Source organism: Roseburia rectibacter, assembly GCF_014287515.2.
Taxonomy (GTDB): Bacteria; Bacillota; Clostridia; order Lachnospirales; family Lachnospiraceae; genus Roseburia; species Roseburia rectibacter.
In genome coordinates this window covers 1,332,554-1,346,648 of record NZ_CP092473.1, presented here as the reverse complement: position 1 = coordinate 1,346,648, position 14,095 = coordinate 1,332,554, and the positions used below count along the sequence as shown (strand labels likewise).

Genomic DNA, 14,095 nt, shown 5'->3' with positions numbered 1-14,095 from the left:
TTTTATCCTCCAGCTATGTTATTGTCTGAGACTGCTCCACCACAGGTGGATCCGTCTGTTTTGATTTCTGCATGACTTTATTCTCATACATCGCATGATCCGCTTCACGGAACACTGCTGCAAATAAATCTATACTGTCTGTTTCATGGAATGCGATTCCTCTTGCAATCTGTATCTTCTGTTCATACTTTGTATTATTTTTATTGAAAACAATAATACCATTATCAAAGTTTGCCAGCAGTTCCTCGCATTCTGTCTGTTTGGGCTGTTCGATGATGATCACAAACTCATCACCACCGATCCGGTATACAGTATGATCTTTAAATCCTTTTTGGATCAGTCTGCTTGCATCCCGGATGAGCATATCCCCAAATTCATGTCCAAAATTGTCATTGATCTTTTTGAGATTATTGATATCCATGACCACGACTGCATATTTCATATTCTCGGCTGCCGCGCGTTTATCCAGTTTATCCACATACTCCTTATATGCCGCCTTGTTAGCAACACCCGTCAGGGCATCTGTATACGCCTGTTCATTTACATAATCGATATAATGCCGCAGATGATTGACCATCTGCTGTACACTGTCTGCAAGCACTCCAACTTCATCTTTTGACTCACAGTCAATGTTGACATCAAGATCACCGCCTGCAACTTTCTGTGCTGCTTCCGTAAGTTCTTTGAGCGGTCGTATCATTTTTCTGGTAACATGTATTGTGATCACGACTGAAAAAATCATTATCACAACGGTTGAAACCAGAAACAGACGTATAATACGGCTGCTTAATTCATTAATCTCCTGCACCGGTGCTGTAACAGCAAACAGCATACCATTTTCCAGCTGTCTTGCCGTCATTTCTTTCTTTGTTCCCTCAAGATTATAACTGACCAGACTATCCTGTCCTGCTTTTTTGATCAGTAAATTTAACACCTTTCTGATCTTTCCGTGTACACTTCCCTCAGCAAGTCCCTCCGGATAATCATGATGGTAATAAAGAGCACCATTTGTTCCTGCCAGAAAAGCATAACCGCTCTGATAAATCTGTACGGAATCTACCTTTTCCTTCAATAGTGCCATGTCAATATCCATGCCCAGAACACCAATAAAATCTTCATCCTGATATATCGGCACCACATACGAAATGATCCAGTCATTTTTATTCAGATTGTTATACGGTTCCATCCAGAAAGCGTCTTCGTTCTCCAGAGCTTCATAGTACCATCCGACATTCTGTGTGTTATCTTTTGTATATTTTGAAAAATCAACCAGAGAATCTTCGTTAACATCACCTTTTTCATCCCTATACCAGAAAAATCCTGTCTGGTCATCGGCAATTTCAGGATTAACTCTCATATATACTCCACGTGATCCTTCTGTATTTTTCACGGTATGTAGTGAAACTTCCTGTACTTTTTTTACAAAGGCATCCACATTGTCCCTGCCTGTACCACCAATTCCGAGTGCGTTATACTGCTCTATCGTATAATCCCTGATCGTATTCACGGACTGTTCAATCCCCATCAGTGCTGCATCAATCTCCTGTGCCTTATCTTCACAGAACAGATTCATAAACTGTGTGGAATCCTCATTTACAAGTTTATGCGTATATAAAAAACCAACATATCCCAGTGCCAACGCTGTAAGAAGTACACAGCCTACCGTCAAAGCCAGAAATTTAGACTGTAAAGACCTCATCGGCAATCCTCTCTCCTCTTTCTGATATATGTTCTATTATATGCATTTTGTCATAAATTGTCAAAAAATATCACTTATTTTTTGTATGTATTTTTGAACATTTCAAGCAACATTTTCTTGATTTTTTTCTGCATAACATCTAAAATTATTGTGGTATGACCACATACCACAAAGAATCTCGACAATATAAAGGAATCATAACATATGGAATTTCAAAAATTAAACGCACCATCACTCAAAGAATTATTTATATCCGAACTGGAAAATATGATCATTTCCGGCAAACTTCCAATCGGTACAAAACTTCCATCCGAACGTGAACTTGCCACATCCATGCAGGTTTCACGCGCTGTTGTCAACTCCGGTATCGCCGAACTTGAAAAGAAAGGATTTGTCGTGGTAAAACCGCGCATCGGCACATTTGTAGAGGATTACCGCAGAAATGGAACCATGGACACTTTAGTTTCCATTATGAAATATAATGGCGGAGCTTTAAGCCAGGAAGAAATCTGTTCCATCCTTGAGGTTCGTATTCTCTTTATGAGCCTTGCATCCCGCCTTGCGATTGAAACAGCAACGGATGCTGCGATCGAGGGTCTTTCTTTTTACCTTGAAAAATTAAAAAATGCCACAACACCGGAAGATGCTGCAACATCTATCTTTGAGTTCAGTCATGAGCTGAGTTTTATCAGTGGAAATATGCTGCTTCCACTGTTCTTTATATCATTCCGTGATCTTGTATGCAGTCTTTGGGTACGCTATGCAACAAAATACGGCATAGAAGAATTATACCAGAGTGCCCTGTCCATCTATAATTTTGTCCGTGCAAGAGATGTCCGTGGTGCTCTCGATTATATAGAAACTTCTACAACCGAATGCATCAGTGGAACCCGCATGATCTACTGATCTTACTACAAAACAGCCTGACTTTGGATTCCATCTCAAAATCAGGCTGTTTTTTCATATTCCAATCTATACTTTTATTTTGCAAACTGGCTGTTGTACAGCTTTGCATAAAATCCATTCTTCTCTAACAGTTCCTCATGTTTTCCCTGTTCTATGATATTTCCATCCCGCATGACAAGAATGATATCTGCTTCCCGGATCGTGGAAAGGCGGTGTGCAACGATGAAACTGGTACGCCCTTTCATCATACGGGCAAATGCTTCCTGTATCTTGATCTCAGTTCTTGTATCGATCGAGGATGTCGCCTCATCTAAGATCAGCATCGGCGGCAGGCAGAGCATAACTCTTGTGATACATAAAAGCTGTTTCTGTCCCTGTGAAAGGCTTCCGCCATCCTCCGAGATCACCGTATCGTATCCTTTTGGCAGACGTTTAATAAAACTATGCGCATGGGATGCTTTTGCTGCCGCAATGATCTCTTCCTCTGTGGCATCCGGTTTTCCCATCGTGATATTTTCACGGATCGTTCCGCTCCGTAACCATGTCTCCTGCAGTACCATACCATAATTACTTCTTAAACTCTTTCTGGTCATCTCATCAACCGGTATTCCGCTGACACAGATTTTTCCACTGTTTACATCATAAAAACGCATCAGAAGGTTGATGAGTGTTGTCTTGCCACATCCCGTAGGGCCTACAATCGCTACACGCTGTCCCGGCTGTACGGAAAGATTGAAGTCCTCGATCAGCTTCTGTTCCAGTGTATAAGAGAAATATACATGGGACAGTTCCACGCTTCCATCTGCCTTCTCTAACACTTTTGCATCTTTGGCATCCGGTACTTCAACCGGCTCCTCGATCAGTTCAAACACACGTGCCGCACAGGCAAGCGCGTTCTGCAGCTCCGTAATGACACCGGAGATCTCATTGAACGGCTTTGTATACTGGTTTGCATAACTTAAAAGACTCGATAACTGTCCAACGGTAATGCTTCCTTTTATTGCAAGAAATGCACCGACAACACCGACTGTCGCATAGACAAGGCTGTTGATAAAACGTGTTGCCGGGTTTGTGATACTGGAAAAGAAGATTGCCCGCAGTGAATATTTCTGAAGTCTTCCGTTGATCTCATCAAACTGCTCTAATGCCTCATCCTCATGGGAAAATGCCTGAACAACTTTCTGATTTCCAACCATTTCTTCTATAAATGCGGTCTGTTCACCTCTCGTCTCAGACTGCAGTTTAAACATGGAAAATGTCTTTTTTGCAATAAAACTTGCAACAAACAGTGATAACGGTGTGATAACAACAACCGCAATGGTAATATTCACACTGATCGTCAGCATAAAGATCAGCGTGCCAAGTATTGTCACAATTCCTGTAAAAAACTGGGTAAATCCCATCAAAAGTCCATCTGCAAACTGGTCAACATCCGCAATAACACGGCTTACCACCTCACCGTAGGAATGTGAATCAATATACTTAAGCGGTAAATGTTCGATCCGCTCGAATGCCTCTTTCCGGATATCACGGATCACATTATAAGTAATTTTATTGTTACATGCATTCATGATCCACTGCGCAACTGCAGTAAGTAAGATCACAACTGCCATACGCTCTAAGATCACAAGGATGCCTGAAAAATCAACCTGTCCCTTTGTTACGATCAGATCCACTGCACGCCCTGTAAGGATCGGGATATAAAGTGTCAGCGCGACGGTAACCGCTGCAAGCACGATCGATAATCCAAGGTAAATCCAGTACCTTCGGATGTAATCCAGCACTTTTTTTATCGTTGTCTCCTGCTGCTCTGTCACTACTTTCTTCATGCTGTCTTACCTCCTTCCTGTTTTTTAAACTGTGAATTGTAAATCTCCTGGTATACCTCACAGCTTTCTAACAGTTCTTCGCTGGTTCCAAGACCAACGATCTTTCCATCGTCAAGCACAACAATGCGGTCTGCATGCTGGATGGATGCCGCTCTCTGGGAAACAATAAAAACAGTTGTCCCGCCTTCCATCTCACGGATTGCTTTCCTGAGTGCAGCGTCTGTTGCGAAATCAAGTGCGGATGCACTGTCATCTAAAATAAGTATCTCCGGTTTCTTTACAACCGCACGTGCGATCGTCAGACGCTGGCGCTGTCCGCCGGAAAGATTTTTTCCACCTTGTTCGACTTCAAAATCAAGTCCACCCTCTTTGTTGTCAATAAATTCTTTTGCCTGTGCTACTGTGATCGCATTAATCAAATCTTCTTCCGAAGCATCCGGATTACCCCATTTTAAATTTTCACGGATCGATCCATGGAACAATACTGCTTTCTGTAAAACAGTACCGATCTTTCCTCGAAGTTCTTCAAGTGAATAATCTTTGACATTTTTTCCGTCTACTTTGACAGAGCCGGCTGTCACATCATAAAATCTTGGGATCAGATTGACAACCGATGATTTTCCGGAACCGGTTCCTCCAATGATACCGATCGTCTCACCTTTTTTTACCTTAAAATCAATATCTGTTAAGGACTCATCTCCGGCACCTGCATAAGTTAATCCCACATGAGAAAATTCCACTGCATACTCTGTATCTTCAGATTCATCAGAATCCGTTGTCTGTGGCTTGTCCATATTCCGGCTGCATCCGTCTGTAATGGATGACTGCATCTCAAAAACAGACTGGATACGGTTTCCACATGCGATAGATTTGTTGATGTTGATGATCAGGTTCGCAAGTTTTACTAATTCTACTAAGATCTGTGACATATAGTTGATCAAAGCAACAACCTGTCCCTGTGTGATATATCCGTTGTCAACACGGACTGCACCAGTCCATACAAGCACAACAATCGCACCGTTGATGATCACGTAGGTAAGCGGATTCATCAGGGCAGATATTTTTCCAACATAGATCTGTGCTCTGGTCAGGAGATCATTATTCTCATTAAAATGTTCTCTCTCATCCTCTTCCTTATTAAAAGCGCGGATCACCCTGCTTCCTGTCAAGTTTTCTCTTGTGATCCCAAGCACTTTATCAAGTGCAGACTGCACTTTTTTATAAAGCGGGATACTGATGAGCATAATACCAAATACGATCACGGAAAGCAGTGGAATGGTGACAACAAATACCAGTGCTGCTTTAATATCAATGGTAAATGCCATGACCATTGCTCCAAATACGATAAACGGAGAACGGAGAAACAGACGAAGTACAAGGTTCACACCGTTTTGTACCTGATTAACATCACTCGTCATTCTTGTGATCAGTGTTGCCGTTCCAACGGTATCCATCTCTGTAAAAGAGAGACTTTCAATATGTGCAAACAGCGCATGACGCAGCTTTGTTGCAAATCCGACTGCCGCCTTTGCTGCAAAATACTGCGCGGTAATCGAGCATGTCAGTCCGATCACTGCAAGCAATACTAACACCATACACATCCGCATAATATAGGTCTTGTCCCCGGAAGCCACACCGGTATCAATGATTGCTGCCATAACAAGCGGTACGATCAACTCGAAGGTTGCTTCAAGCAATTTAAAAAGTGGTCCTAATACACTTTCTTTTTTATAATCTTTTAAATAAACCAGTAATTTTCTCATACAAACTCCAAATGTTTATTTTTTAATTTTTTTCATCTGCTGAAGTCCCAGGATCACTGCCCCGCCGATGATAAAGAACAGGATAGAAAAATTGTGGATCGTCATTGCAGGCTGTGGTGTATCAAGTGTGGTCGGTCCCATGATAACCGCATAAATAGAACCGAGCATTAAGCCAACGATCAGAAAGATTGTCTGTGCACGGAAATTTTCAAGTGCCTTACGGATCAGCTTTACAACACTGAAAATGCCAACTAATACTCCACATCCGAATACAAATACAGTTGGAAAACTCTTTAAATTCAGATGCAGGATATCTTTGATCGCCGTCACGATCGGCAGATAAAGCCCCATGATAAGAAGCAGCGTTGATCCGGAAATACCCGGAAGCACCATGGCACAGATTGCGATTGCACCTGCAATAAATACATAAATTCCTGTTGTGACTGTCAGATGCTCTAAATTCATGCTGCTGCCGCCGCCAACCGGGTTAAAATAAGTAATGGCACACACGATCGCTGCTCCAACCAGTATAAATGGAAGATATGCATACTTCCCTTTTAGTGTATCTATTTCTTCACGGACTACGATCGGAATCGCAAAAATAATAAATCCGATAAATAATGAACTGATCGCATAAATATGGGATTCAAAAACATTTGCAAGAATCAGAATCGCAAGGATCATTCCTGTTACCCAGCCGATACCAAGTTTCAATAAAAAGAAAAATGCTGTTTTCTTTTTCTCCATATTTCCTGTGATCAGATCATCAATGGAATCAATAAACTGATCATAAAATCCAAGCAGAAATGCCACAGTTCCACCGGACACTCCAGGAACACTGTCTGCAAGAGCCATACAAAAACCCCTGATAAACTGTATTATGTACATACGGTTACCTCTTTCTTCCTTATTAGTATTTACATGTGCCATCTGCACACCATACTGCCTATTATAGACGTTTCGCTTCTGTTTTGTCTAGTACGGTAAACATTAATGTTTTATTTTTCTGTCATTTATTTCAATTTTCCGGCGCAATCCCCACAGACAGAGCAGATTGGGCACCGCCATCAGAAAATTAAAAATATCCGAAATCCCCCATACAACATCAAGCGTGATCACAGCCCCAAGATACACACAAAACATATAAATGACCTGATAGATCCGGACACTGTTCTCCCCAAACAGATACCGCACGGCACATTCTCCATAGACATTCCAGCCGATGATCGTGGCAAATGCAAATAAGACCAGCGATAACGACAGCATCTCATCTCCCCACACCGGCAATTCCCGGAATACAGCAAAACACATCCGCTCGCCAGACACTCCCACATAATTGCCCGGATGGGCGATCATACTTGAAACGGAGGCAATCCCAGTGATCGCACACATCACAACCGTATCCCAGAATGGTCCCGTCATGGAAACGAGTGCCTGATCCTGCAGTGAGACATTCTGTGCTGTCGCAGCTGCCATTGGGATAGAACCAAGCCCTGCCTCGTTTGTAAACAGTCCCCTGGAAATCCCCGTCCTTAAACCTGCCATCACCGTGGTTCCGACCACACCTCCTGCTGCTGCCTCTGGCACAAATGCAGATGTTACGATCACTTTTACCGCCTCCGGAACCACAGTATGATTTTTGATCAGTATAAAAATACAGCCTCCTAAATAAAATGCACTCATAACCGGCACCAGCCAGGTACACACTTTTCCGATCTGCCTGCTTCCCCCGATGATCACTTTTCCGGCAAGCACACCTGCTGCTATCCCGATGATATGCGGCGATATTCCTATCTGTTCCGTAACTGCCGCACTAATGGAATGTGCCTGTACACTGCTGCCGATCCCAAGTGACGCCAATATTGTAAATACAGAAAATAAAACCGCCAGTCCTTTCTTTTTCATCCCAATTTCCAGCACATACATCGGACCGCCGGTCATTCTTCCATCCTTTTCTTTTTTACGGTACTTCATAGATAAAAAACACTCACCATAACAGGTCGCGATTCCAAGCACACCGGTGATCCAGCACCAGAACACTGCACCTGCACCACCGATCGCTATCGCTGTGGAGATACCGATGATATTCCCTGTTCCGATTGTAGCAGCAAGTGCTGTCGCAAGCGCCGTGTAAGACGCATGATGTGTATCCGAAAAGCTGAGTCTGATCCCCTGCGGGATTTTGCGCTGAATGAATTTCAGACGAAATGTAAAATACAGATGTGTTCCAAGAAGGAGCAGGATCTGCCCCGCGACCGCAAACTGGCTGATTTTTTGCATAAGAAATCCCCGTATACAGATACCCTTGTTCTAAGTATACGGGGATTTTACAAAATTCATTCTTTGATTTTATTCTCTGCCTATTCTACTTTCAGATCATCCTTTATGATCCGATTTATTATGCAGTGATCTTTTTCCTCTGTTCAGACATCTGTGCAAGCCGGTCTAATCCCTTACTGCAGATCACAGTATATACACTTCCAAATATATTTGCACCGATACGAAGCAGCACGGCATTTTTCATTCCAAACAGTCCCGCCGCGATTGATAATGCACCAAACGTATTAAAGGCTGTCTGCCACGCATAACCGGCAGAATACCCGACTCCGATACCACCGATCATTCCGATATACGGATACATGGATTCCGGAAGCGCTAAATATAATACTACAAACAAAAGACTTCCAACGATATTAAACATCCCTCTTTTCTCTGCTCTTTCGTTGCAGTCACCGGTAAACGGCAGACAGACGGACATACAGGCGATCCCGGCCCACATAGCTCTTGGAAGTCCAAGGACAGACATCAAAAGCATCGCAGAAGAAACGATCAGTGTCAGTTTCACATACCATCGGTTTCTGGCAGATGAAAGCTCAAATTCCCGGAACAGATCTAAAAAAGTTCTCCGGTAAGGTCTGTTTTTCTGATTCTTATAAAAAATTGCCATACAGAGTAACATTCCAACAAACAGTCCCTCCACACGCAGCAGATACGCATGTCCACTCACATCATATCCAAGTAACAGCAGATATCCAAGCACAAATGTGGAATGGTTGTACATGATCACATTGTGGCATCCTAAGATCATCAAAAGCATAATACAGCATACGTTTACCAGAAATGCCAGAAACGGTGAGAGCATATTGCTAAAACGCGGTCCCACGATCAGTATTCCAAAAATTCCCGCGATTGAAAGAAGTCCGTGCGTGGTCTTAATCCCAAAATCTGCCTGTCTAAGCACCAGTACAGCTAAAAGAACCGTCACTCCGACCACACTATTTTCCGATCCGGTCAGTTTACTGAATAATGTCACAACTGCCACACAAAATGCCATGACCAGATAAACTTTGAAATTATAGATTAAGATATGGCGCCTTTTTTCTTTTTTGTCTGCTGTATTTTTGATCAGCTGTTTTGAGCCGGTCGAACTAAGCTGAAGTTCCTGATAAAATGTCATAGTACTCTCCCTTCTTATGCTGTTTTCCAATGAAAATATCTTTTTCATCTGCATCTTAAATTTGTGTTTTTAGCAAAGTAGAGAGTACTATAGCGCAATTTACCCGAAACGTCAAGATTTCATTTTTCTTAATAGACAAAACCTCACCCCACTTTATTTCCTACTATTTCCATATGTTAAATTGGATATTAAAACAAGGGTAACGTTTTGTCAATAGATATTCGTGCTGTACTGGCAAATTTTATGAATCATAAAAACATCTTCCCCTTTCTCATTTTTATGATATACTCGATTTATGACAAAAGAAATAGCATACAAAATCCTGGGGTTTACCCCTATTATGTGCCATCCTCACTTCAGTTCCATCTCGTCTTTCATCCCGGCAAATCCGAACTTTTCATACATCGGGCGTCCCATCTCGGTTGCTTCCAAAGAAATCGCATCAATTCCTTTGTTCTTTGCATTCTCCACCAACAACGACAGTGTGTGATATGCGATTCCCATTCGCCGGTACGCCGGATTTGTATACATGTTCATAATATATGCCTTCTTTCCGGTCGGATTGTGATAGGTCGGCATAACCTCAAAATAACTGATACCGCCTGCGCCAATGATCTTTTCTTTGTCATATACCAGTATTGCAGTATGGCTGCCGTCTTTCAATGCTTTTTCATAATAGGCTCTCGACTGTACTGCAACTTCTGTCATATCCACATCATCATCTAACTTATTTGCTGCTCTTAAAACTTCAATCCTTGTTGTGACTAAAATATCTATATCTTCTGGCATAGCTGTTTTGTATGTAAAATTCATAGCTGCTCCTGTCATTGTTATCTGATTTTATCATTTCTATTAACGATTCTAAACCTTTCTCCTATTATTTTCAAATCTTTTGTGAATGACGTGGTGCTGTTTACAGCTAACTTCTTTTCCACGAGATGCGCATCCCGCCCGGAGTTTTTTGATTCATAGGACGTAATTTCCTATGAATCAAAAAAAGAATCCCGCCTAAGCAGAATCCTTTTTTATCACTATGCAATAATATCAACCTTTCACCGCACCCACGATTCCATTTGCAAAACTCTTCTGCAGCACAAGGAACAAAATTCCAGTCGGCAAAGAACAGATCAGCACACCAAGCATCAGTACGCCGTAGTCAATACTGTAACCCACGGAAAGATTTGCCACTAACATCGGCATCGTCTGTGATGTATCTGACATCATGATAACTTTCGGCCAAAGGTAATTGTTCCATGCATTCATGAAAGTTACGGTAAGTGCTGCAGCATAGGTGGATTTCATAGTCGGCATAAAAATGGTAAGGAAGATTTTAAATTCACTTAAGCCATCAATTCTTGCCGCCTCAATGATTTCCATCGGAAATGATCTCGCACTCTGCCGGAACAACATGATCAAAAACGGCGTGGAAATCGTCGGCAGGACATATGCGATCCAGGTACTTGATAAACCCATTCCTGAAAATAACTTGAATAATGGGATCAGCGTTGCAGCAAACGGAACCATCATCGCAAGGAGTAAAATATTCATCAGTGTATCTTTTGCCTTATCGTGGTAAATCTCAAATCCATATCCTGCGATCGAGCAGATAAATAAAGATAATACACTAAGGATCGTTGAATAAAACAGTGAATTACAAAACGCTCTTGATACATTCTGCATTTCAGTCAGTTTCATCAGATTCTGGATAAAATTTGTTCCAAGACTCAGTTTTCCACCAAGAACGTCTGTACTGTTGTTTGTTGCAGCCGCGATCATCCAGTAAAGTGGAAATACAGATATGAACGAAGCTATGATCAATATGATATGTGTACCTGCATTTTTAAATTTTCCTTTCATCGCTTGTCACCTACTTTCATTTGAACAAAGGATAATATCGCTACCATAATAAAGATCACATACGACATTGCCGCTGCGTATCCGAATTGTGGATTATATTCAAAACTTGCTTTATATATGTAATGGGACATTGTCAATGTTGAGTTTGCAGGACCGCCGCCTGTTAAATTGACAGACTCATCAAATAACTGTAATGTACCATTGATCGACATAATTGTTGTAAGTAAAATCGTTGGTCGAAGAAGCGGAATCGTAATCTTTCTGAAAATTGCAAATGGACTTGCTCCGTCAATTTTCGCCGCTTCATATAATGAATCATCGATATTCTGCAGACCGGCTAAATAAAATACCATATTGTATCCCGTCCAGCGCCAGATCAGTGCAAGAATAATGATCGCTTTTGCTGTATGGACATCGCCAAGCCAATTGATGCGCTCGCCGATCAGCCCTAATTTCAGTAAAACCGTGTTGATATAACCATCATAGGCAAATAATGTCTTAAAAATAATGGAATACGATACCAGTGCTGTACAGCATGGCAGGAAAATCATTGTCCGGTAAATTCCTTTTCCACGCAGATCTTTTTTGTTTAAAAGACATGCCAGAAAAATTGCAAGAATCAGCATTACCGGCACCTGAATAATCAGATAAAAGAAATTGTTTGTAATTGCAGTACGGAACACGCCGTCTTTTAACAATCTCGCATAATTGCTAAGGCCGCCCCATGTCTGATTGTTGCCAATTCCTGTTTTAAATGACAAAATAAACGCCTGGAGCATTGGATAAAAATTCATTGCAAATATCAGCAATGTCGCCGGCAGCAGGAAAGCCCATCCCGTAACACTTTGTTTTTTATATAAACTGACTCTTTTTTTCGCTTTCATATTATTCCCCATTTCTGCGCTGCTCTTCAGCGCATCTCAAGTTTGTGCGTCAGCACAAATCTTGCGTGTGAAAAATATATTTTTCACACTGATCCCCATTCCTGAACTATTTGTTTTGACAGAGAAAGCTGCCACATAAGATATCCTTTTTTGGCAGCTTTCCCTTTTGCCCGCCAGGCGCGCAGTTTATTATTTTTCAAAAAGTATAAATACAGGGAGGATTGATCTATACTTTTTTACTGACCAATGTTAAACTCGATCGTTGCCTGTGCCTCTTCGATCGCACTGTCAAGATCACTTGAACCATTCAATACGTTTGTCAAAGCTGTTCCAAGAGCTTCTTTTTCCTCAGACCAGAAAATACCTTTGTTGATTGTAGGAATATTGCTTCCGTAAGATACGATCTTAGAGTAAATTGCCTCTCCGCCAAAGTAATCAGAAACCTGATTGTAAGCATCACTGTCTGCTGCCGGAAGATAGGTTGCGATCGCACCTAACTGTGAAAGAATGTTATCGTAAAATTCGGTGCTTCCTGCCCATGTTGTTTTAAAGAAATCTACTGCCAGATCATAATTTTTGCTGGAGGAAGAAATTGCCCATGTAGAACCACCCTGTGCAGAGTAATTTGTTGCACCCGGATAATCATTTAATTTTGGCATATTTGTAACAGCCCAGTTTCCTTCCTGTTCAGCCTGATCTGTGGATGTGATCGTTGCACAGATCCAGGAACCATTGATTGTTCCAACTACAGTACCATTGTTGATAGAACCCTGATAACCGGACCAGTCTGTCTGTTCCTGCAAAATACCTGCATTGATCAGATCCATATATACATTCATGGCTTCTTTTAATCCATCATTATTGACAAGAGAAATCTTTCCTTCTTCATCAAATACAGAAATTCCTGCAGACTGTAAGATCATATTTAATAAATCAGGCTCGCCCTGCACATTGGTAAGCATTGGCATTCCTGTCTTATCGAGCACATCTTTTCCGATCTCAATGAATCTGTCCCATGTAATATCTGTCAGATCATCGATCGTATATCCTGCCTGATCTAAGTAATCTGTTCTGTAGCAGGCAATGACCGTATTGCTGTCATATGGAACACCATAATTTTTTCCATCCTTTACGGAATTGGCAACTTTTGCTTCTGCAAAGTCAGCAAACGCAATTCCGGAGTCTGTCAGATCTGCAAACACATCCGGGTAATTCTGAAGATATTTTGCAAACACCTGATCATCCATTAAGAAAATATCAGGAAGCGCATCCAGCTCACCGCTCATTGCATAGGTTTGAACCAGTGTCTGGATATCGGAAGATACTGTCTCGACCACATTAATATTTACATCCGGATGATCTTTCTGATACAGTTTTCCGGCTTCCTTCATTGCATCTACGTTAAATGAATCCCAGCACCAGACAGTAAGTGTTCCCTCTTGTGAACCACCTTCTGCATTACCTGACGCATCATTTTTCTCTGTTCCTGCCACAGCCTGATCCCCTCCTGCTGTGTTTCCATTTGCTGCTGCACTGTCATTTGCAGATGAACTTCCGCATCCTGCCATTCCAAGCAGCATAGACGCTGCTAATACCATAGTCATTACTTTCTTTTTCATCCTGTAACCCTCCATATTAAACATTTTGATAAGCTTTTCTTTCTGGCTGCTTATCTTTGTTACAGGTAAATCATACCATCA

11 protein-coding genes are annotated in these 14,095 nt (G+C 41.7%); 1 reads left to right on the top strand and 10 read right to left on the bottom strand.

The features are described 5' to 3' along the window. Positions 1-13: 13 nt before the first annotated feature. A complete protein-coding gene (locus H8S51_RS06420) occupies positions 14-1,699 on the bottom strand; it encodes a diguanylate cyclase domain-containing protein (RefSeq protein ID WP_117921312.1) in 1,686 nt (561 codons plus the stop codon). 204 nt (positions 1,700-1,903) lie between these two features. On the opposite strand from H8S51_RS06420, the gene H8S51_RS06415 reads away from it, so the two are divergent. Continuing rightward, positions 1,904-2,605, top strand: a complete 702-nt coding sequence (locus H8S51_RS06415) for a FadR/GntR family transcriptional regulator (RefSeq protein ID WP_117921313.1) — start codon at positions 1,904-1,906, stop codon at positions 2,603-2,605. A 74-nt stretch (positions 2,606-2,679) separates the two neighbouring features. Here the strand turns inward: H8S51_RS06415 and H8S51_RS06410 are convergent, their stop codons facing one another. The 9 genes from H8S51_RS06410 to H8S51_RS06370 form a co-directional block, all read right to left on the bottom strand. After that, complete coding sequence (locus H8S51_RS06410; protein WP_186898957.1) at positions 2,680-4,434, bottom strand: ABC transporter ATP-binding protein; 1,755 nt, start codon at positions 4,432-4,434, stop codon at positions 2,680-2,682. Next, a complete protein-coding gene (locus tag H8S51_RS06405) occupies positions 4,431-6,197 on the bottom strand; it encodes an ABC transporter ATP-binding protein (protein WP_117921315.1) in 1,767 nt (588 codons plus the stop codon). The genes H8S51_RS06410 and H8S51_RS06405 overlap by 4 nt, the downstream gene beginning before the upstream one ends. A 15-nt stretch (positions 6,198-6,212) precedes the next feature. Then, complete coding sequence (locus H8S51_RS06400) at positions 6,213-7,085, bottom strand: DUF368 domain-containing protein (RefSeq protein WP_118209734.1); 873 nt, start codon at positions 7,083-7,085, stop codon at positions 6,213-6,215. Positions 7,086-7,187: 102 nt separating this feature from the next. Next, complete coding sequence (locus H8S51_RS06395; RefSeq protein WP_186898958.1) at positions 7,188-8,477, bottom strand: alanine/glycine:cation symporter family protein; 1,290 nt, start codon at positions 8,475-8,477, stop codon at positions 7,188-7,190. Between the two features lie 118 nt (positions 8,478-8,595). Further along, the gene (locus H8S51_RS06390; RefSeq protein WP_186898959.1) at positions 8,596-9,654 is read right to left on the bottom strand and encodes an FUSC family protein; all 1,059 of its coding nucleotides are present in this window, start codon (positions 9,652-9,654) and stop codon (positions 8,596-8,598) included. A gap of 351 nt (positions 9,655-10,005) precedes the next feature. Further along, positions 10,006-10,467, bottom strand: coding sequence for a GNAT family N-acetyltransferase (locus tag H8S51_RS06385; RefSeq protein WP_118209696.1), 462 nt, complete (start codon positions 10,465-10,467; stop codon positions 10,006-10,008). Between the two features lie 231 nt (positions 10,468-10,698). Next, on the bottom strand, positions 10,699-11,511 hold the full coding sequence (locus H8S51_RS06380; protein WP_117921319.1) for a carbohydrate ABC transporter permease: 813 nt from the start codon (positions 11,509-11,511) through the stop codon (positions 10,699-10,701). After that, positions 11,508-12,395 carry a carbohydrate ABC transporter permease gene (locus H8S51_RS06375; protein WP_118209695.1) on the bottom strand — a complete coding sequence of 296 codons (888 nt, stop codon included), beginning with the start codon at positions 12,393-12,395 and terminating at the stop codon, positions 11,508-11,510. Before H8S51_RS06375 ends, H8S51_RS06380 begins: the two co-directional genes overlap by 4 nt. Before the next feature lie 236 nt (positions 12,396-12,631). Further along, positions 12,632-14,014, bottom strand: coding sequence for an ABC transporter substrate-binding protein (locus H8S51_RS06370; protein WP_186898960.1), 1,383 nt, complete (start codon positions 14,012-14,014; stop codon positions 12,632-12,634). Between the last annotated feature and the right edge of the window lie 81 nt (positions 14,015-14,095).